At 35.9% G+C, this 21,815-nt stretch carries 18 protein-coding genes; 10 read left to right on the top strand and 8 right to left on the bottom strand.

Annotated elements, in window-relative coordinates; all coding sequences use genetic code 11:
- Positions 1-2,522 (bottom strand): FG-GAP-like repeat-containing protein (locus A3EM_RS41980; RefSeq protein ID WP_044237896.1); only part of this gene is annotated, 2,522 nt, incomplete at its 3' end.
- A gap of 478 nt (positions 2,523-3,000) precedes the next feature.
- Positions 3,001-3,849, bottom strand: coding sequence for a DMT family transporter (locus A3EM_RS0109795; RefSeq protein ID WP_281169813.1), 849 nt, complete (start codon positions 3,847-3,849; stop codon positions 3,001-3,003).
- 331 nt (positions 3,850-4,180) lie between these two features.
- Here A3EM_RS0109795 and A3EM_RS0109780 point away from each other — a divergent pair, with 331 nt between their 5' ends.
- Positions 4,181-5,500 carry an ATP-dependent 6-phosphofructokinase gene (locus A3EM_RS0109780; protein WP_020528022.1) on the top strand — a complete coding sequence of 440 codons (1,320 nt, stop codon included), beginning with the start codon at positions 4,181-4,183 and terminating at the stop codon, positions 5,498-5,500.
- A 318-nt stretch (positions 5,501-5,818) separates the two neighbouring features.
- On the opposite strand, the gene A3EM_RS0109775 is transcribed toward A3EM_RS0109780, so the two are convergent.
- Positions 5,819-6,325, bottom strand: a complete 507-nt coding sequence (locus A3EM_RS0109775; RefSeq protein WP_020528021.1) for an OmpH/Skp family outer membrane protein — start codon at positions 6,323-6,325, stop codon at positions 5,819-5,821.
- Between the two features lie 111 nt (positions 6,326-6,436).
- A complete protein-coding gene (locus tag A3EM_RS41975) occupies positions 6,437-7,105 on the bottom strand; it encodes a hypothetical protein (protein WP_020528020.1) in 669 nt (222 codons plus the stop codon).
- Positions 7,106-7,480: 375 nt separating this feature from the next.
- Between A3EM_RS41975 and A3EM_RS0109765 the strand changes: the two genes are divergently transcribed.
- Complete coding sequence (locus tag A3EM_RS0109765) at positions 7,481-8,455, top strand: ROK family protein (protein WP_020528019.1); 975 nt, start codon at positions 7,481-7,483, stop codon at positions 8,453-8,455.
- Between the two features lie 175 nt (positions 8,456-8,630).
- On the top strand, positions 8,631-9,524 hold the full coding sequence (locus A3EM_RS0109760; RefSeq protein WP_020528018.1) for a flavin reductase family protein: 894 nt from the start codon (positions 8,631-8,633) through the stop codon (positions 9,522-9,524).
- Between the two features lie 79 nt (positions 9,525-9,603).
- Here A3EM_RS0109760 and A3EM_RS0109755 read toward each other — a convergent pair whose 3' ends face one another.
- A complete protein-coding gene (locus A3EM_RS0109755) occupies positions 9,604-10,128 on the bottom strand; it encodes an SRPBCC family protein (protein WP_020528017.1) in 525 nt (174 codons plus the stop codon).
- Positions 10,129-10,459: 331 nt separating this feature from the next.
- On the opposite strand from A3EM_RS0109755, the gene hisH reads away from it, so the two are divergent.
- The 7 genes from hisH (at position 10,460) to cdd (ending at position 18,622) form a co-directional block, all read left to right on the top strand.
- On the top strand, positions 10,460-11,047 hold the full coding sequence (gene hisH / locus A3EM_RS0109750) for an imidazole glycerol phosphate synthase subunit HisH (RefSeq protein WP_020528016.1): 588 nt from the start codon (positions 10,460-10,462) through the stop codon (positions 11,045-11,047).
- Positions 11,048-11,157: 110 nt separating this feature from the next.
- A complete protein-coding gene (gene hemN / locus A3EM_RS0109745; protein WP_020528015.1) occupies positions 11,158-12,534 on the top strand; it encodes an oxygen-independent coproporphyrinogen III oxidase in 1,377 nt (458 codons plus the stop codon).
- Positions 12,535-12,946: 412 nt separating this feature from the next.
- Positions 12,947-14,677 (top strand): phospho-sugar mutase, encoded by a 1,731-nt coding sequence (locus A3EM_RS0109740; protein WP_020528014.1) that lies wholly within the window; start codon positions 12,947-12,949, stop codon positions 14,675-14,677.
- A gap of 81 nt (positions 14,678-14,758) precedes the next feature.
- Complete coding sequence (locus A3EM_RS0109735; protein ID WP_020528013.1) at positions 14,759-15,226, top strand: DinB family protein; 468 nt, start codon at positions 14,759-14,761, stop codon at positions 15,224-15,226.
- Positions 15,227-15,418: 192 nt separating this feature from the next.
- On the top strand, positions 15,419-17,206 hold the full coding sequence (locus A3EM_RS0109730) for a tetratricopeptide repeat-containing sensor histidine kinase (RefSeq protein ID WP_020528012.1): 1,788 nt from the start codon (positions 15,419-15,421) through the stop codon (positions 17,204-17,206).
- 97 nt (positions 17,207-17,303) lie between these two features.
- Complete coding sequence (locus A3EM_RS0109725; protein WP_020528011.1) at positions 17,304-18,125, top strand: alpha/beta hydrolase; 822 nt, start codon at positions 17,304-17,306, stop codon at positions 18,123-18,125.
- Positions 18,126-18,133: 8 nt separating this feature from the next.
- Positions 18,134-18,622: a cytidine deaminase gene (gene cdd, locus A3EM_RS0109720; protein ID WP_020528010.1), complete on the top strand. Its 489-nt coding sequence runs from the start codon at positions 18,134-18,136 to the stop codon at positions 18,620-18,622.
- 13 nt (positions 18,623-18,635) lie between these two features.
- Here the strand turns inward: cdd and A3EM_RS0109715 are convergent, their stop codons facing one another.
- From A3EM_RS0109715 to A3EM_RS46900, 3 genes are all read right to left on the bottom strand, one after another.
- The gene (locus A3EM_RS0109715; RefSeq protein WP_169513341.1) at positions 18,636-19,523 is read right to left on the bottom strand and encodes an SPFH domain-containing protein; all 888 of its coding nucleotides are present in this window, start codon (positions 19,521-19,523) and stop codon (positions 18,636-18,638) included.
- Positions 19,524-19,659: 136 nt separating this feature from the next.
- Entirely contained in the window at positions 19,660-20,211 is a 552-nt protein-coding gene (locus A3EM_RS0109710) for a DUF4178 domain-containing protein (protein ID WP_020528008.1), read from the bottom strand.
- Positions 20,212-20,591: 380 nt separating this feature from the next.
- Positions 20,592-21,725, bottom strand: coding sequence for an AI-2E family transporter (locus A3EM_RS46900; protein WP_020528005.1), 1,134 nt, complete (start codon positions 21,723-21,725; stop codon positions 20,592-20,594).
- Between the last annotated feature and the right edge of the window lie 90 nt (positions 21,726-21,815).

Below are 21,815 nucleotides of genomic sequence, written 5' to 3'. Positions count from 1 at the left end.
GTGGCGGCATCTACGCTAAAAGACCCCCATGCAGAATCGAGTTGGGAAAGAATTTCAGTATTAAAAAGATCACAAACCTTAGGCAGGGAATCATTGTCCAAAAGATTTAAAGGAATAAATTTTCCTGCACAAATTTCCGTATCATCCAAATTGAAAATATCATCATTGGCCATTGGAGACTGGCAACAATCAGCTTCCGGGACAACCACTTTCACCAAAGCCGAATCACATTCTGTTTCACAGCCGGGACAAGCATTGCAGACTTTGTAAGAAAACTCGAATTCCCCAAAGAAACCCGATTTGGGCAAATAATTAATTGTTCCTGTGGATGCATCCACAGTGAAAGACCCCCATGCAGAATCGAGTTGTGTAAGAATTTCAGTATTAAAAAGATCACAAACTTTAGGCAGGGAATCATTCTCCAGAAGATTTAAAGGAATAAATTTTCCTGCACAAATTTCCGTATCATCCAAATTAAAAATATCATCATTGGCAATTGGAGACTGGCAACAATCAGCTTCAGGTACAATGACTTTCACCAAAGCCGAATCACATTCAGATTCACAACCCGGACAAGCATTGCAGACTTTGTAAGAAAACTCGAATTCCCCAAAGAAACCCGGTTTGGGCAAATAATTGATGGTTCCAGTGGCAGCAACCACAGTGAAAGACCCCCATGCAGAATCGAGTTGGGAAAGAATTTCAGTATTATATAAATCACAAACCTTAGGCAGGGAATCATTGTCCAAAAGATTTAAAGGAATAAATTTTCCTGCACAGATTTCCGTATCGTCAAGGTTGAAAATATCATTATTGGCGAAGACTGGCTCACAATCTTTACAAAAAATAGTATCCGATTCCTGATCTGAGGAAATTACCAAAAGGTTGTTTTTTTGTAATTCAGCCCAATTTACTTTTTTAATTAGCTGTTTTCTGGCGCCATTTAAATAAGGATAATTTACCTCCACAAATAGATTATTTAAATCCGTAGAGGTTAGCGTTTTTAGTCCGAAATGGACCTGTGCAAAGTCTTGTGTGCCATGGCCATTTCCACCATTTATTTCTTTTATTCCGGATAATATTTTTTGCTCACAATTTAATAACCGAATCGTAGTGCCAAGTGCATTCCTGTTTTTTCCGGAGGAAAATCTATTTTCAAAAACCTGGACCAGCAAATGCTCCGACTCAGCCTTTTGAACAGATTCATTGAGCCAAAGCTGATTTTTGTCCCCATCAATATTGATATACAGATCCAAATCTCCATCTGAATCTATGTCCATAAAATTACAGCCTTGTTGCCTTCCTACAGCAGGAATATCATCAGATAACTCAAATTGAATTATTCCATCCTTCGAAATATTTTTGAGTAATTTTCCCGTTTTTAAACCGGCAAAATATAAATCAATATCGCCATCATTATCCACATCTCCCCCGGCAAGGCCTTCAATTGGATTCTTACCATCCGGGTTTAATTTGTCCAAAGCCGGGATATCCAGCGGAACAAAAGCCCCATTTTGGTTTTCATAAATTCGATTAAATTTATTTTCGGTCCAAATCAGGTCAAAATCACTGTCACTATCCAGGTCATAGAAAGAAACCGCCCCCTTATTTAAATTAAAGGCGTGTTGGCTTGTATCTGTTTCAGAAATTGGAACTTCAGTGAATTGCCCTCCTGTATTTTTATAAACATTCATTCCGAAAAGTCCGCTTTTTCTGGCGATTGCGTCCACATAACCATCATTATCATAATCAGTTACGGTAGAATAATCCCCATCACTTTGAGTAGCAGGTGGGAAGCCTTCAGGAAGGCCTGTAGCTGTTGGCTTTACATGACAAAATAAATCGTTGCATTCGGGATTGGTAAAACGAGATTTATCTTTTGAGGGAATGGTATTGTTTTCATAAATCTCCATTCCCCAATTGTGATTTTCAATGAATAAATCTAAATCCCCATCATTGTCATAATCTAGTACATTTACCCCTTCTGTATTCATCCCTCCGGGAATTCTGTGTAGAGTATCTGCCGGATTGACAAGGCTTGAGGTAAAAAGGAAAAAATTTGGCTCATTACTATTCCCTACTCCAAAATTAAAATCATTTTCGGGCCCCTGGTTAAAATAGACTTCCAATCTCCGGGATTCATTCCTAACAAAATCATTAAAACCATCATTATTGAAGTCTGCAATTACAAGGCTTCTTTCCATTACAGAAGTCCCGGGTAGGTTTTCCGCCTCACAACCCTTGCATTTTTCTGAGGTTACATCCTTATATTGATTATCCACAGGATCGAAAAAATAAATTCTTGTCCTGTGCTGGCTGTTATCTTCTTCTGTGTTGACAATCAAATCAGCAAATCCATCATGGTTTAAATCACCAAATGAAAAGCCTCCATCCTTTTTTCCCCCTAAAAATATAGCCTTATACTTAGGGTCATTTTCCTCCACTTTTGTGAATTGTGCCTGGGTCAGAAATGCATTAAAAAATAAAAATATGGTTAATGCAGTTTGAATAGTTTTTCTCATCGGAGAAGGTTGATAAGTAATGGTTTTAAATATTATTATCCTATTTTCTGAAAATTTCGATAAATTATTACTGGTTGGATTCCTAAAAAATAATATGCTGAAAATATCAAAAAAATAGTAGTTAAGTAAATGAAAAATTTGAGTTTCAAAAAGTGCTCAAAAGTAAAAATTCTAAATTCAGAATCCCCTTTGTACAACTTATTTTCCTAAAAACCGGAAATTAAAAAAGGGTTATTCATCCCATAGCATCAGTTACCGTGTAAAATATTTAAGGCAATTAAATTTGAGTAGAGAGAGTATTGATATTAATCCTGATCAGATTCTTGGAAAATTAGGCTGACAATTTCATTAAAATATGATTGCCTATTTGAGGTTTGAAGTTATGGAAATATTGGAGAATTCCTACTTAATTGCTATTTGATTAACATTTGTTATCCAAATTAATAAAGATTATGGAGGTTTAAAAAGACTTATTCCCTTATTTTCGGCTTACCAGAAAAGCGCCCAAAAATATCAATAAGGAAAAAACAATTTTCTCAATGGTAAGCTTATCCATTCCAAATGAAACCGCAATGGAAGTGCTCACAATGGGTTGCAAATAAATATAGAATCCTACAACGCTTGGATTTAATTTACCTAATGCGTAGGTATTGAGCAGGTAAACCAAAAAAGTAGCTCCAATAATGATATAGACTAATGCTACCCAAACGTGGAAAGGAAAAGTAGAAAATTCAGTATTCAAAACTTCTCCTATTCCAAAGGGAATTACCAATGGGCAACCGATCAGGAAAATCCATTTGATCACCGTAAAAGATTGATATTTAAGCATTAAAGGTTTTACCGAAACCAGGTATAGGGCAAAACAAAGCGTGTTTGCTAAAATGATGAGATCTCCGGTTGTATTTTCTCCGGAAAACTGAAAACCATTTCCTCCCACCAAAAAAAAGGCGCCTATAATTCCAACAATAATTCCTGCCCATTTTAATTTATTCAACCTTTCAAATCCCAGAAAAACGGAAAGTAAAAGCACCGAAACGGGAATTAAGGTCATAATGACTGAAGCATTTATCGCACTTGTCATGGAAAGGCCTTTCAAATACAACATTTGCGTGCCGGCAGTCCCGAAAATGGCACACATGATAAATCTTTTATAATCAGATACAGCAATCTTTTCTTTGGGCGCAAATCGTCCAAAAATCCAAAATAGGGCGGTAGCAATCCAGACCCTAATCATTACCAGGCCATATGGATGGACAAACTCAGGTGTTACAATTTTGGCAATATTATAATTAGAGCCATAAAGTATGGCCACACAAAGTAATGCAATATGGGGGGCTTTAATTTTAATGTTGTTGTTGGGAAAGAATAGTACTAAATTTTTATCAGAAAGAACCTGTTTTGTTAAAAGCTGCGAATTTAATTTATTAATTGGTAAATAGTGCTAAAAAGTCGATGGGATTTGGAGTAGGAGGGGTGGAAAAAACCACAAATAAATTTCATTTAAAAAACTTATAGAAATCATATTTCTAAGCTCAAAATAATCTTTAACTTTAGGAATCTGATAATTTTCAATATCAAGCAGATCAATATTAAAAATTCAGGAAATCATTAATTTTTACAACCAGACCCCTGGAGGCTAACCTTAAATTTTAAATTCAATGAAACACAATTTCACAGTTCAAAAACTTGGAAAATGTACCGTAAACTCTCCTCTAAAACTGTCAACTGAAAAGGGAGATAGTGTTTACAATTATATAAAAGATGAGGAAAAAGTAATTTTTGATGTTACCCTGAAGGGCTCAAAAAAGGCCAGAGAATCTAATGAGGAAGAATTGGCCATGGAAAAAGCTGGTCCGAGAGAACGGATTTTTTTCGATCCGGCCAAAACCAAAGCCGCAATTGTAACATGTGGTGGGTTATGTCCCGGCATAAACAATGTAATCAGAAGTCTGGTAATGGGGCTTTATTATCGGTATGGGGTGAAAAATGTAGTGGGGATTAAATATGGTTATGAAGGTTTTATTCCCAAATACAACCATCCTTTTGTAGAACTAACTCCAAAAACAGTATCTACAATTCACCAATTTGGAGGAACCATATTAGGATCTTCAAGAGGCCAGCAGGATGTAAGTGTGATTGTGGATACTCTGGTGCGTTTCAATATCAATATTTTATTTACCATTGGTGGAGATGGTACTTTACGAGGGGCTCAGGCCATCTCTCAGGAAGTAGAAAGGAGAGGACTGAAAATATCGGTGGTTGGGGTGCCTAAAACCATTGATAATGACATTAGTTTAATCGAAAAAACTTTTGGTTTTGAAACTTCATTTACCATGGCAAGCCCTATAATAAGAGATGCGCATAATGAGGCAAAAGGCGCCTGGAATGGAATTGCCATTGTGAAATTAATGGGAAGGGATTCTGGTTTTATTGCGGCCAATGCGGCACTTTCAATGCCTGAAGTAAATTTCGTTTTAGTGCCGGAAATTGATTTTACCCTTGAAGGTGAACACGGTTTTTTATCTGTTTTAAAAAAACGACTGGATCACAGCCAGCATGCCTTAATCGTAGTAGCAGAGGGCGCAGGTCAAACTTTGTTTGATGATAAAGAGCGGCAGAAAGATGCTTCTGGAAATGTTTTACACAAGGATATAGGTGTTTTTCTCAAAAATAAAATTTCGGAGTATTTTAAGAGAATTGATTACCCGGTTACGGTGAAATACATTGACCCAAGCTATATCATAAGAAGTGCTCCGGCTAATCCAAGTGATAGTATTTTCTGTAACAGGCTGGCCTTATATGCCATTCATGGGGCTATGACTGGAAGAACAAACTTTATCGTAAGCCGATGGAATAATAAATTTGTTTATATACCAATTGCCGAGGCGGTAAGAGAGCGGAAAAAAATTGACCTGGAAGGCGAATTGTGGTTAAATGTATTGGAAGCTACTGGCCAGCCAATTGAAATGAAAGGCTAGTGGGACTAAACTAAACCCAATTATTGAATGAGTGGAATTTTCAAGTTATCCCTAATTGGTTAACTTAAAACTTATTTAAGCAGTAATTCAAAATTAACCGTGTATTATTTTGCCATAAGAGACTGATAGAGGGATTACTATTTCTCGGAAATAATAGTACCCGGTATGGAGTACCCGGTGTGGAGCACGAGTGCTTAACAATAATTCCCAATGTGATAAAACAGGAGGAACAAGCAGGGTCATTTTTCGACCCTGTGTCCATAAAACTTGAGTTATAAATGGTATCCATGGATACGGTGGCTAATTTTATCTAAATATTCAATTTTTCTGAAGAATTTCCTCAATGACCAGGTTGGTAATATCATGGGCAGAATCTGAAAATAAAAAGATGGTGGCTGGCAAAACGTAATGATAACCATTCCGCATAGCCACTTCATTAATTCCTTCCTGAATTTTTTGAGAAATGGGTTGCATTAATTCCTGTTCTTTTATGGAAATATTAGTTTGGCTTTCATTCTTGAATCTGTCCAGGTTATTCGCCATAATCTGGATTTCCCTTTGTCTTTCAACCAAAATCTCCTCAATTGGATTTTGTTTTTTGAGGATTTCAAATTCGGCCATTTTTTGCTGAATCTCTGATTGCATTTTTTCAATTTGATCTACAATCTGTTTGGTATAAGCCTCAAAAAGACGGGACTGAATTTTAAACTCTGGTAGAGCCTTGACCACACTATCCTGATTAATATGTGCGATTTTGGTTTTCTGCTGGGCATTTCCTGTTTGGAAGAAAAAAAATAATGAAGAGATTAAAAGAAAAGCTTTCATATTTCTGGAGTTTGATTAAAAAAAACAGAGCGAATACCAATCACTCTGTTTTCTGAAAATGCCCCAAAATTGGTATATGACTACCAGCAATAAGATTTTTACTTTTTTTAACTAATCCAGGCTTTCCACAATATCTACATAAGAAAGATACAGGGCAATATAGGAAACAGGAACAGTTACCAACAATCCTATCCCAAAAACAATTGCTCCTGCAGCGTTTAACAATAATATTACTACTCCAAGCCCGAGGAAGCTAAACCAGTTTTTAGAGATAATTTTCCTGCTAAATTCCATTGCAGGCCAAAATTCCTGCTTGCCATAGTATATAATAAAAGAAACCCACATGTATCCCACCGCAAGATAAATTCCGGGAATTAGTAGTAATATTAATCCAATTCCAATTAAAACACCTGAAATAAACCCTCCAAGCGCTAAGGGGGAGAAAAGATCAAATCCCTTGAAGAAATCCCCAAATTCAAAGGGTTCCTCACGGAGGATTTTACTGGTTACGATTGCCCAGCCAATTGCAAGTGGTGCATTTACAATCGTGGTGGCAAAATTTCCGATAATGGGAAGAAAAGAAAGCCCTATATTAATGGCCAGGGTGACCAAAGCAAAACCTATAAATCCTCCGGCATTTCGCTGAAAAACTTCAAAAGCCCGGCTGATGTAAAAGCCGGTTCTTACTTCATAGCCTTCATAAATTAATCTTTCTGCTTTTTCCTCAAAAGCATAGGGGGATTGACTGCTCCCAAAATCGTCTAAAATTTCTTCTCTCATTTTTTATTATGTGTTTTTAAAAATAAAGTTTGTAGGTTTTTACCTGTAAAGATTACACCTTAATTTATTCAACGTGAGATATTAGTTAAATTCTGGGAATATGACAAATATTAGATGGAGTTCCTTGAGAATTAACCTACTGAAATGCTAAATATGGCTGGTTTTCACATTTCGGAAAGAAGTATCTTATTTATTTTCTAAAACCAGTATCTTTGGGATTTTTAGGGAAAGGGGTTATACAAAGAGGTTGAAAACTTTTGAGTTTTATTTCCAGGTATCCCGCTCCTGTTTAAGAAAACTGAAATGAACCTATTGGGAAAATACAGATTTTTTTCCATGTGAATTATTAAAAAAACACTTACTAAATAAAATTTTATGGCTAATAAGGAGGTAACCTTGGGAATCGATATTGGAGGAACAAATACCAAAATCGGCTTGGTGGATAAAACGGGTTATTGCTTGTCAGAGACTTCTATAGAAACGGATTCAGAAAAACCATTTGAAAATTTTTTGGATAGAGTTTTGGCTTCTGTTGAGGAAATCACAGGGAATTTGAATGAGGGTGTGGATATTAAAGGAGTTGGAATTGGTGCGCCAAATGGCAATTATTATACAGGAAAAATAGAAGAAGCACCAAATTTACACTGGGGAGAACAGGTTCCGATTGTAGAAAAAATGAAGGAAAGGACTAATCTTCCGGTAACGTTAACGAATGATGCCAATGCAGCAGCTCTTGGGGAGATGAAGTATGGAGTGGCCAAGGGAATGAAAAACTTTGTAGTTATCACATTGGGTACAGGACTGGGCAGTGGAGTTGTCGTAAATGGTGAGTTGGTTTATGGCCATGATGGATTTGCCGGTGAGCTTGGCCATACCACGGTGTTTATTGAAGGAGGCAGGGATTTACCAACCGGAAGAACCGGCTCCTTGGAGGCCTATGTTTCTGCAACGGGAATTAAAAGAACCATATTTGAACTATTAGCCAAAAGAATATACCCAAGTGAACTAAGGGATATTCCATACAACAAACTTGAAGCAAAAGACATAACCATTGCTGCCCAAAATGGAGATAAAATTGCCCTTGAGGCATTTGAATACACCGGAAAAATACTGGGGCTCAAGCTTTCTGATACCGTGGCACATTTAAGCCCGGAGGCTATCATTTTATTTGGAGGACTGGCTAAGGCAGGCGATTTAATCGTGGAGCCTACCAAAAGATACATGGAACAATACAATCTGAATATTTACAGAAATAAGGTAAAAGTTTTATTATCTAATTTGAAGGGAAGTAACACGGCCATTCTTGGTTCGAGTGCACTTGCATGGACTGAATTGGAAAAAGGGAAATAAAACTCAGTTCGATATTTTCTTTAAATAATTACCAAAGATTTTAGAAAGGGAATTTTTAATTCTTTAACTTCTAATGTCTTTGGTATTTTTTTGTTAAGGATTTAAATTACCTAAGATAAACCACCTGAAAAATAACTTTGTTTATATCAAAAGTAAAAACCTTAACCAAATACAAATGATTAAAACCATAGATCCCGGGTCGATAACCGTTCAGGAATTCCATTCGTATTTTCTTGGTGCAGTGGCCCCCCGGCCAATTGCCTTTGCCAGTACGGTTGATAAGGAGGGCAATGTAAATCTCAGTCCATTTAGTTTTTTCAATGCCTTTGGCAGTAATCCTCCTACACTCATTTTTTCTCCGGCCAGACGAGTAAGAGACAATACCACCAAACATACCCTGGAAAATGTGTTGGAGCATGATGAAGTGGTAATCAATATCGTGAATTTTGATATGGTGGAGCAGATGTCTCTGGCAAGCACTGAGTATGAAAAAGGGATAAATGAATTTGTAAAATCAGGTTTGACTCCGGTAGAATCTGAAAAAGTGAAACCGCCAAGAGTAAAAGAATCTCCTGCAGCATTTGAATGTAAAGTAAAGCAGGTGATTGCTATCGGGCAGGAAGGCGGTGCAGGAAACCTGGTAATTTGTGAGGTCCTTCTAGCGCATTTTCAGGAAAGTATTTTTGACAAAGATGGCAAAATTAGCCCTTATAAACTGGATGCTGTGGCAAGGATGGGCGGAAACTGGTATTGCAGAGCTCAGGGAGATGCCATTTTCGAAATTCCCAAGCCAAACCTGAAAAAGGGAATTGGAGTAGATCAAATTCCTGAAAAAATAAGAAACAGCCATGTGCTTTCGGGAAATAATCTGGGTAGATTGGGAAATATAGAAAATCTTCCTGCGGAAGAAGAGGTTCATAATTTTAAGGAAACACCGGAACTGCAGGAAATATTAATCAGGTTTAGTAACGACCAGGAATCATTGGAAAACCATTTGCACTTACTGGCCAAAGATTATTTGTTAAAAAATGAGTTAGAAAATGCCTGGAAGGTATTGCTTAGTTATTGAAGTAATTAGAATGAAAAATGCTGGTTGAAAGCAAAAGCCTGAATGTTAGTAAAATAAATTTGATATTTTGTTGAATTCCTTAGCTCTTTTCAACTGTAGATTTTAGACGATTTAAGCCATCTTCGAAAATTGGACCAAGGAAGGGATCAATTAAAACGCCCATCCATTTATCCATAATGCCCTCAGCTTCTCCTCTAAATGACCAGGTGACATACGTAGAACCTCCTTTATCTTCAAATTCCCAATGGCCATAGGCAACTCCCTGTTCCTTAAAATCGAGATAGGTATCAATCGATTTGTTGGTTTCTGTAGCGGTGATACTTTGTGCACCTTCACCAGAATTTTCACTTTCCCATGAGTAGGTGGCTCCGGTTCCAGCTGTAATAGAACCATAGGATAATTTCATTGTGGGGTCAGCCAGGTAAAAGGGCGACCAGCTTTCCCAGTTCTTAAAATCATTTACCTGTGCATAAACCTGAGCAACAGGGGCATCAATTTCAATAGATCTTTCCATTCCATAATCTTTGGGTAAAGCGAATCCTATAATGACAAAAAGAAGAATTAGCGAAGCGAGAACAATCCCAATAATTTTTAGCACTTTCATGATGGAAATAATTTTAGTTAGCAAGAAATTTTTAACATATAATCAAAGTAAGGATGGTAGTTCGTAAAGGATTTACGGAGAAGATGATATTAACTGAATTTTTGATAAAAAAGGGGATTTTTCGACAAATCAGTCTAATTATTTGTTAGACCATTGTTTTTCTAAAATTCAACAATGACTTTTGCAGTGAGATTTCCATTTTTTCAGGAATAACTCTACCTTATCCAACAATCCAACTACAAAAACCATTTCAAATGAATTGTAATAGAAACATGATTTCCTATTACTTTTGCCAATTGTAAAACCTGTACCCGCAGAAAAATAGAATAAAATGAAGGTCGCCCTAATAAAATATAATGCAGGAAATATTCAGTCGGTAATTTATGCCTTAAACAGACTGGGGATAGAACCCATTGTCACAGATGATCATGAGGTAATTAAAGCGGCAGATAAGGTGATTTTTCCAGGAGTAGGGGAGGCCAATTCTGCTATGAGGAGCCTGAAAAGTAAAAATCTGGATGTTTTAATTCCTTCACTCACACAGCCTGTTTTCGGGATTTGCATTGGCCAACAATTGCTTTGCAAACATTCTGAGGAAAATGACACCAAATGTATTGGCGTTTACGATTTGGAGGTAAAAAAATTTCCCAACAAAAACTATAAAGTGCCTCAAATGGGCTGGAATTGTATTCACTCCTACAAAGGCAAACTTTTTCAGGGATTATCTGAAAATGAATATGTGTATTTTGTGCATAGCTATTTTACAGAACTAAGTGACTACACCACAGCAGTTGCAGATTATTCAGTGCCTTTCAGCGCAGGTCTGGAAAAGAATAATTTTTATGCGGCTCAGTTTCACCCGGAAAAAAGCAGCAACGTAGGTAGTAAAATCCTTAAAAATTTTATTGAATTGACATAATTGCCCATTTGGTTTTTATGACAATTATCATATTTCACAGGTGAGAATCTTCAAAAATCCTGTTTTAGAATTGAGGTAAATTTGTAGTCTGATTTTCAACAATCAAGACTATGGAAAAACTCATACTAAAGGACTTAATCTCAAAATATAATGTACCCGGCCCAAGGTACACCAGTTATCCCACTGTTCCATACTGGGAAGGGGAAGGTTTAAGTGAAGAAACCTGGAAAGCTCACGTGAAATCCAGTTTTGCAGTAAGCAACAGTTCTCAGGGAATAAGTCTGTATATCCATCTTCCTTTCTGTGAAAGTCTTTGTACTTTTTGTGGCTGTAATAAAAGAATTACCAAAAATCACTCGGTTGAGGAAGTTTATCTAAAGGCTGTTGTGAAAGAATGGAAAATGTATAGGTCAATTTTGCCAGGCATTCCTAAAATTACAGATATTCATTTTGGAGGTGGGAGTCCCACATTTTTTTCAGCTGAGAATTTAGGTAAATTACTTGATGGAATTTTTGAAGGAGCTGAAAAAGGGGAAAATGCTTCTTTTAGTATAGAAGGCCATCCCAATTATACAAGAGAAGATCAATTAGTTACTTTATACAATTATGGATTTCGAAGGATTAGTTTTGGCATTCAGGATTTCGACCCCAGGGTCCAGGAGGTAATTAACAGAATTCAGCCCTTTGAAAATGTGGAGAATGCCACATATCTGGCAAGGAAAGTAGGGTTTACTTCAGTGAACTATGATATTATATATGGACTCCCACTTCAAAAAGAAGAAAGTATAATTGATACCATACAGAAAGTCGGTAAATTGAGGCCAGACCGGATTGCCTTTTATAGTTATGCACATGTGCCCTGGATAAAGGGAGTTGGCCAGAGAAAGTTTACCGAAGAAGATTTACCCAAAGGTCCTGAGAAAAGGAAATTGTACGAAACCGGAAAAGAAATGCTTGGTGATTTGAGATATGAGGAAATTGGAATGGACCACTTTGCATTAATTACAGATAAGCTGTACAACTCCATGAAAGAAAAGAATTTACATAGAAATTTTATGGGATATGTAGATTCAAAAACGGAACTGATGATTGGTTTGGGAGTTTCGTCCATTTCCGATTCCTGGACTTGTTTTGCCCAAAATGTAAAATCTGTAGAAGCATATTATAAATTATTGGAAGAAAAAAAGCTGCCCATTTTCCGTGGTCATGAATTAAATCCGGAAGATTTACTGGTAAGGAAGCATATCCTGGAGCTCATTTGTAATTTTGAAACTAAACTTAATCTTTCTGATTGGAATGAGAATGATTTTGAAAAAATTGAATGGAGTATGAGGGATTTTGTAAATGATGGTATTTTGACTTTTCAGGATGGAATAATTAAGGTGTTGGAGGAAGGAAAGCCTTTTATCAGGAATATTTGCATGGCGCTGGATTTGAGATTATTCCGGGCCAAACCAGAAACACAATTATTTTCAATGACGATTTAAACTCCAGTGTTCCACACCGGGTACTCCATACCGGGTACTATTATTTCCGAGAAAAAATAATCTCTCTGTCAGTCTTTTATGGCAAAATAATAAACGATTAATTTTTAATTACTACTTAAGTAAAATCAAAAGTTTAGTTTACCTGAATTTCCTCTAAATTAAATCAAAACCTCATCTAAAGAATGCACAAAAGTTTTTTGTGAAAAATCTTTACAATTGTTTAGGCTTGCAAGTTGCTAATTAAGGTATTAAAAGTAATTTTGAATCCTGTCTTTTTCTATTGAAATTGCACAATAGTAATCGCTGTTACTTAAATTTTAGGTAGCATTGGGAATTTTTGATTTTACCCAAAGAAAAAGTTTAAGTCACTTCAATAATAAATAGATTTTAAAATTTTTTGAACAATCCCATCATGTTAGAAGCAAACGTAAAAGCCAAAGTTGATGCCTGGTTAAATGGCAGTTATGACGAGGAAACTAAAAATGAAATCAAAAAACTATTAGCTGAAAATGAGGAAGAAATAGTAGATAGTTTTTACAAAGAACTAGAGTTTGGTACAGGTGGACTAAGAGGGGTAATGGGAGTTGGTTCGAACAGAATGAATAAGTACACAGTAGGGTCTGCTACCCAGGGGTTGGCAAATTACCTCAAGAAAAACTTTGAAGGAGAAGAGGTAAAAGTGGCAATTGCCCATGATAGCCGAAACAATAGCCCTTATTTTGCTAAAATTACTGCAGGAGTTTTTGCTGCGAATGGTATAAAAGTTTACTTATTTGATGCACTCAGACCTACTCCGGAATTATCATTCACTATTCGCCATTTAGGTTGCCACAGTGGAATTGTAATTACCGCTTCTCACAATCCCAGAGAATATAACGGTTACAAAGCTTACTGGAATGATGGAGGCCAAATTGTTTCGCCTCACGATAAAAATATTATTGCTGAAGTGAACAAAATCAATTCTATTGATGAGGTGAAATTTGAAGGAGGTGAAAACTTAATAGAGTCCATAGGAAAAGATTTGGATGAAGCTTATCTGGCTGCATTGAAAAAACTTTCACTATCTCCGGAAGTTATTGAAGCCCAAAGTGATTTGAAAATTGTATTTACTCCGATTCACGGAACAGGAATTACTTTAGTTCCTGCAGTTTTGGAGAAGTATGGTTTTAAAAATGTACATATTGTAGAAGAACAGGCAGAGCCAAATGGCAATTTCCCTACAGTAGTTTATCCTAATCCGGAAGAAGCCGAAGCCCTGAGCAAAGGACTGAAAATGGCAAAAGACCTGGATGCGGATATTTTGCTGGGGACTGATCCCGATTCTGATCGAGTGGGAATTGCTGTAAAAAATAACCATGGTGAATTCCAATTGCTAAATGGTAACCAGACAGGAACATTACTTTTCGATTACTTGATAAATGTAAGAAAAGAGAAAGGACTTTCTCAGGATAATGATTTTATTGCCAAAACAATTGTAACCACTGACCTGATTGATAAAATCGCTGCAAAAAACGGCATGCAGTGTTTCAATGTATTGACTGGCTTTAAATTTATTGCCGATGTAATTAAGCGGGAAGAAGGAAAATTAAATTTCATTGCCGGTGCGGAGGAGAGTTATGGTTATCTTGTTGGGGATGATGTGAGAGATAAAGATGCAATTGCCTCAGTAGCCATGATTTGTGAACTGACTGCATATGCCAAACATCAGGGATTGTCACTATTTGATAAACTTGCGAAAACTTATGTGGAATATGGATTTTATAAAGAAAGTCTGATTTCAATCACCAAAAAGGGAAAGAAAGGGGCAGAAGAAATTGCTGATATGATGAAAGGACTAAGGGAAAATCCTCCCACTTCAATTAATGGATCCGATGTAGTGCTGATTTTGGATTATCAATCTTCTGTAAGCAAAAATGTAATTTCTAAAACTGAAGAGGCGATTGATCTGCCTAAGTCGAATGTTTTACAGTTTATTACCAAGGATGGAAGTAAAATTTCCGCTCGTCCTTCCGGAACTGAGCCAAAAATAAAATTCTATTTTAGTGTAAATACAGAATTGCCATCAGCTGAACAATTTGATGAAGTTTCAGTAAAATTAGATAAGAAAATTGAAGGGATTATTTCAGATATGAAGTTGAAGTAATTTGTGAAATTTATTATAAATAATTGTATTTCAGGGTGTAATAATCATATTGCACCCTGATTTTTTTAATTCAACTGAAAAATGAATTTAGAAATAAACAAGGCATTGGCCATTTCAAGAGCATCTAGAAATAACATTCTCAAGATAATTGAGTCTCATTCCATCGATGATTTAAATAAAATTCCTGAAGGGTTTAACAACAACCTGGTTTGGAATTTTGGACATATCATTGTAACTCAGCAACTTCTTACCTACGGATTGGCTGGGTTGGAATTAAATCTTGACATGGGAATTGTGAATAAGTTCAGGAAAGGCTCAAAACCTACTTCTCCCATTTCAAGTGAAGAAGTGGATTTTTTAAAGGAAAAATTATTTCCCCTTGTGGATAAACTGGAGGAAGATTTGGGAAAAAAGATTTTCGAAAACTTCAAAACATATCCTACAAGCTATGGCTATGAATTAAATAGTATCCAGGAGGCTATTGCTTTCAACAATACCCATGAAGGAATGCATTTGGGCTATATGCTGGCCCTAAAAAGAGCTTTTTAAAAAAGCCTAAAAAAATAAAAGGTAAAAAATTAGAACAATCTTAGCCTCAACTGAAAGAAAGGGAATTTATGTCCCTCTTGGCCTAAAAATCTTGATTAGTTCTTTTTAGAGGAAAAATATTACTTTTCTGAGGTATACTCATATTAACCGGTAATTCCAGTCGTTGGAACTCTAAATTATCAAATAGTTAACATGAGTAAATATTTATCAGCACTAATATTTTTCGTATTACTTAATTTTTTTGGAACATCCAATTCGTTTGCTCAGGGCCAAAATGAGTCGATAGAGGATTATTTAGAGCAATTGGAAAGTTATCGTAAATCTGGTGATGAAGATGATATCAATAGAAGCCTGTTACAGATTGCTTTTTTGTTTTGGAACAAGGGAAAAGGACAGGAGGCGATTAAATATTTTGAGGAATCCATCAAAATAAATGAGGGGATAGGAAACCAGGCAGGAGCGGCACATGCCTATAATAATATTGGTATTATCTACTCAGAGCAAAATGATAAAGCCAAAGCGCTAACCAATCTTGAAAAGGCACTTTCAATAAGAAAATCCCTAAAAGATAAAAGTGGAATAAGCAATTCACTGTTGCATATCGGCATCATTAACTATGAGCAGGGAAATTTTGATAAGGCCATTGCGGTACTTGAAGAATGCCTGAAAGTGGCTACTGAGATCCGGTCTGTAATGGAAATTACGGATAGTTATTTGTATTTATCTCAGGCTAATGAAGCTGCTGGAAACGGTGAAGAAGCACTCAAATATCATAAACTTTATACACAAGGAGTAAAGTTTGAAGGGAATGATTATATCAACGGGCTTACCCAAAAGTTTGAAGCTGATAAATCGAAACTGGAAAAAGAAAAGCATTATACTGCGCTGGAACTCGAGAAGAAAAACAAAGAGCTCGAAATTATTAAACTGAGAGAAAGGGAAATTGCCGCTTTGGCAAAGGCAAGAAAAAATGAAATTGCCCTGCTGAAAAAGACTAAGGAACTTCAGGATGCGAAGCTGAAAGAACAGGAAGCTAAACTGAGGGCAGATAGAATTTTCCAAACATCATTAATTGCCGGGATTATTCTGGTATTCTTACTGGCTGCCGTAATTGCCTGGGCATATTTCCAGAAGATTAAGACCAACAAATTACTGACTACCCAGAAGAGGGAAATTGAGAAAAAGAGTATTCAGCTCAGAGTGCAGAATGAGAAAGTTAAAGCGAGTGAAGAAAAAATCCTTCAGAAAAACAGAGAATTAAAAGCAAAAAATAAAAAGCTGATAGAGCTAAACGATGAAGTTGGGAATTTGAATAATTTAATTTTAAATGACCTGAATGTTCCTTTGGCGCACATCGATGATTTGGTTGAATTGGTACACAATAATGTAAAAGAAATCTCTACAGAGCAGAAGCAACAAATCAATAGAATTGTAGAATCTAAAAAACACCTTCAGGCCTTAATAAAGGATATGGAGGAAATTCAAAAGATAAAAGCGCAGATTGGCCGTGTGGCTACCAAAGAAATTGACTTGAATAAAGTGCTTCAAAATGTGATTGATTCTACCAATAAGGAAGAAGCTGAGAAAAAAGAATTGGTCATCCATTCCAATTTTGAAATGAATGAAAGCCTGGTGAAAGTAGATGAAAAATATGTGACTCAGGTTTTTAAAAACTTGTTATCCAATGCAGCCAAGTTTTCCCCTCCAGGTAAAAAGATTTATGTAAACATGACCAACAAGGATGGGAAATTTCAAACGGAAATTAAGGATGAAGGCCCGGGGCTAAGTGAGGAGGATAAAGAAAAACTATTCTCCAAATTTCAGAAGTTATCTTCCAAACCAACTGCTGGTGAAGTTTCTACTGGTCTTGGCTTATCGATTGTAAAAGAATATACTGAATTGCTTAATGGAAAAGTGTGGTGTGAAAGTGAATTGGGAAAAGGATCCAGCTTCTTTGTGGAATTCGAAGCATTGAATTAGTATAAGCATTGGATAATTCATTGCTAAGGGTTTGCCATTTTAACCATTAATTCCGATAAATGCAGATAAATATTAAAATCTGTTTGGAATGGTTAGAATGGCAAATTTTTTTTTCACCCAGTTTACTGTCCTTTTTTTTAGTGGATTGTCTGCTTTTTCAGCATCTGTTGATACGGTGGAAGTCCACAGTTCCTCAATGGATATAAAATTAAAAACAGTGGTCATTCTTCCAGAATCTTATGATCATTCTTCCGAAAAATTTCCTGTAGTTTATTTATTGCACGGCTATAGTGGAAATCATGGTAACTGGGTTAATAAAGCTCCGGTTGTAACGCAACTTGCCGATGAACACGAAACAATCATCATTTGCCCGGATGGTGGTTTTAGCAGTTGGTATTTTGATAGTCCTCTCGATTCTTCCTTTCGATACGAAACTTTTGTGGCAAAAGAATTAGTGGATTTTGTAGATAAAAATTTTCGGACAATTCCAGAAAAAGCAGGAAGAGCCATTACCGGCCTGAGTATGGGCGGTCATGGGGCATTGTTTCTGGCTTTTAACCATCCAGAAACTTTTGGTTGTGCGGGAAGTATGTCTGGTGGAGTAGATTTAAGGCCATTCCCCAATAACTGGGATATTTCCAAAAGAATAGGAGTCATTGAAAAGCACCCGGAAAACTGGGAAAAATATTCAGTAATAAGCCAAATTGCCAAAATTGAGGGAAAATCCATGCCATTGATTATTGACTGTGGTGTGGATGATTTTTTCTTCCTTGTAAATCAGCAACTTCATGTAGAATTACTGAATAAAAAAATTCCTCATGATTTTATAGCAAGGCCTGGAAAACACAACTGGGAGTATTGGAGCAATGCTATTCCCTACCAAATGCTGTTTTTCAATAATTTCTTTAATAGAAAATAAATGAACCAATGGCTAAACAACGGAATATCCAAATAGCTTATGAAGAATTGGATCATATCGATGAATTAAATGCAGTTGATAAAAACTTATTACTCAAAGCCAGAGAGGCCAGTGAAAAGGCCTATGCTCCATATTCCAATTTTTTTGTAGGGGCAGCAATATTACTTGAAAATGGCGCAATCACTTCCGGAGCAAATCAGGAAAATGCGGCTTATCCTTCCGGACTTTGTGCGGAGAGAACAGCGGTTTTCTGGACTGGAGCTAACTATCCCAACCAGAAAATTTTGGCTATTGCGGTTACAGCCAAAAAAGGTCCAATCGGGGACTTTGTAATGGCTTCTCCATGTGGAGCCTGCAGGCAGTCATTGCTGGAGTATGAAATCAAACAGAAGAAGAACATAAAAGTGATTTTGGAAGGGAACAAGGGAAAAGTATTCATTCTGAATGCCATTCAGGATTTATTACCCATTCAATTTACCAGCGAAGCATTTTTATAAGTATTGCTTAATTTTATTTCCCGTTTTTATCCTGACACAAGGCAAGGATCAGATCACTAACAAATTTATTCTTTTCCTTTTCATCAAAAGTGACCAGGTTTTTATCCTCCATTTTTTTTACCGCTTTCTCTGCAAGTTCAATGGCGCCATCAAGCGTTTGTTTTGTACTTAAAAAATTAGAGATAGCCTTTTGCTTTTGAGACACTTTATCCACCATTTGATCGGAATATGCTATTTCTAAAAGCTGTAAATCTTTTATGATTAACCCCGAAGGTTTGATTCTTTTTAAAATATGCTGCATCACCAAACCAATGAATTTCTCTTCATTATTTCTGATAGATTCACCTTGTTTGGGATTACCGAAATTGTCAAGGCAGAAATGTCCGGTTAATTCTTTTAGGGCTAGTGCTGCCTCCATTTTCGGAATAGAGGCAAAGTTATCCATGGTGAAATAGGCTTTATAGGTATCTTCTATTTCCCATTTTAAAAAGGCCAAAATTTGAATTGGATATCCGGTCTTGTCAATGGTTTTTACCAGCTCTGTTTTTTCAGAAAAGGCTTTCAAAGAAATTTTTTTCCGTTTCAGAAAAGGATTCATCCAGAAAAAACCTGAATTTTTTATTGTTCCCTTATATTCCCCAAAAAGTGTAACTATTACGCCATCATTAGGCAAAACACTCACATATCCACCAAAACTCAGGAAAGTGAGGATTAAAAGAAAAATGCCTAAACTTTCGAAGGATGGGAGAAAAAAGAATAAAAGCGCTAATAATACCATCACCAATTGAATAATGATCATGGTAAAACCGGAAAATGTTTTGTAATCTTTTTCCTCCATTGGCAAATCTCTCAGAAATAATTTTGAAGTAAGTTTGTTATTTAGAGCTTGCTTAAGTAGCAATTCAAAATTAACCGTGTATTATTTTGCCATAAGAGACTGATAGAGAGATTACTATTTCTCGGAAATAATAGCACAGGCGCTTAAAATTTAATTTTTCAGCGAAACAGATAAAATTTGAAAATGCTTTTGGATATTCTTATGCGGGAAGAATATTGGAAAAGTCCCTTTCTTTCACAAATTTTCCAACCGAAGCCTCATAAACATTATCCTCCCATTGTTCAATATTTAAGATATATTGCTCTGAATCGTCAATATATTCCCAACCCATAAACTCTTCGGATTCCCCTTTACTTTCCACATTTTTGAAAAAACCAGGTCGCTGGCTTTCTCTGTAGAATACTTTCCCATCATAAATAATTTCTTTTGGAGGTTTTCCTTTATCATCTATACTATCTTCCACTTCTCCACCTAGTTTGCCAAAAGGAATTTTTCGACTTACGGTTAATATCAATTCATCATCTTCTTCAATGTATAAAAAAATGGAGTCATCGGCAGAAGTGAGTTTATATTCGTAGGTAAAATATTCATTGCCCCAGTCGTATTCATACTCGGAATCTACTTCCCATGTTTTTAGGTCATATTCTACAATAAAGCCCTTTCTCAAATCTCTGATGTGCAAATTTGTAGGGTCATAATGAGGAAGTTCCTCCTCCTCTTTTTTCTTCTTTTTAAAAAATCCGAAAGGCATAATATTTTTTGGTTTGTTGCTTAAAAAATTAACCAGATAAAGATTTTCTTCGTTCCCCTGGAAAATCCCAGGAACTTAAATGTAAAAAAAGTAATCGACTAAATTTATGAAAGTAGTATTATCCACTAATGGTTTTACTGTCTTTTCACCAGAATATGGAAACATCACTTCAGGAATAATGTCTAGAACCTCTTGCTTCATTCATCCTTTAAAAGTTTCTCCGGGTCTTTATCTCAAAAATAACAATTTCCTTCTTATCAAATTGAGGTTCAGACAGGAATTTTCTATACTGCCATAATTCTGCTATTTCCTTCACGGAATAATAGTTTGGAAGGTTTTTATTTATCCGAACAGCAAGGTTCATTCTTGGTTAAATTTTTTCATTTTGAGGGAGGCATTGTCTTTTTATTGAAGTGGAAAAACTTTCGGAATTTACCAATGGTAAGGGCATGTTCTTCGGTGCCTTCATCTCCCAGCAGAAAACTCCAGGGTTTTAGGGATTCTACATTATCACATAATATTTTTATCATGGCTACCAAAGGAACACTGATAAACATACCCGGAATTCCCCATACATATCCACCCAAAAGCACACTCAGAATAATCACAAATGGATTTATTCGGACACTTCCTCCAACAATATTCGGGGTAAGAATGTTATTCTCAGTGAATTGAACTATGATGAAAAGTACAATTACACCAAGTGCTAAATTAGGAGAATCACCAGTGAGCAGGGCAAAAATGAATGGAAATAAATATCCTATAATGGTCCCGAAATAAGGGATAAAATTGATGATAGCCGCGATTACACCAAGTAGTACAGCATGCTCTACACCAACTATCATTAACCCAATGGAATTTACAAAACATAAAATAAAAACTACAAAGAAAACCCCAGACATATATTTTTTGGTCACTACGGATACTTCATTTAGGGTTTTATGGGCTATGGTCTGATTTTTTTCAGGAATTAATTTCAGTATAAAATCCCTGAACTTATTTCTATAATATAGGAAAAAGAAAATATAAACGGGAAGAATAAAAATGGAAAAAATGGTATTAGTGGTCGCAGATAGAAAAATGGAAATATTTTGTCCCAAATTCCTGGTGAGTTCTTTAATATTTTCAATTAAAAAAACTTCTTTATTTTCAATATTTAAATCCAGTAATGTTTCTACAGAAGTTACCAGCGTCACCAGATTGTTTATGGCTTGTCTCTCCATAGCGGGCAAATCATTGATGAAAACACCCAATTGTTTATAAATAAAAAATACCGCACCATATACCACTGCAATTCCGAAAATGATACTAATAATATTTGACAGGATTCTTGGAAAAAAAAGTTTTTTTTCAAAAAAACGGGCAACCGGATAAAGCAAAAAGGCAAATAAAATGGCAATGCAAAGCGGGTAAAGTACATTCCTGAAAAGCTCAAGAAAATAGAAAAGCAAAATCCAGAAAAGCATTAAAATGGTAAGCTTGGAAACCAGAGGAAGCGGAAAATTTTTGCTCATTGGTGATTTATTTTTCAGGAATTATTTTTACTTGGAAAGATATATTAATTTTAAATAATAAGTAGCCTGTACATTTGACCATAAATTTAA

It is taken from the genome of Flexithrix dorotheae DSM 6795, from assembly GCF_000379765.1.
GTDB classification, from domain to species: domain Bacteria; phylum Bacteroidota; class Bacteroidia; order Cytophagales; family Flammeovirgaceae; genus Flexithrix; species Flexithrix dorotheae.
This window is presented reverse-complemented; position numbering and strand designations above follow the sequence as displayed.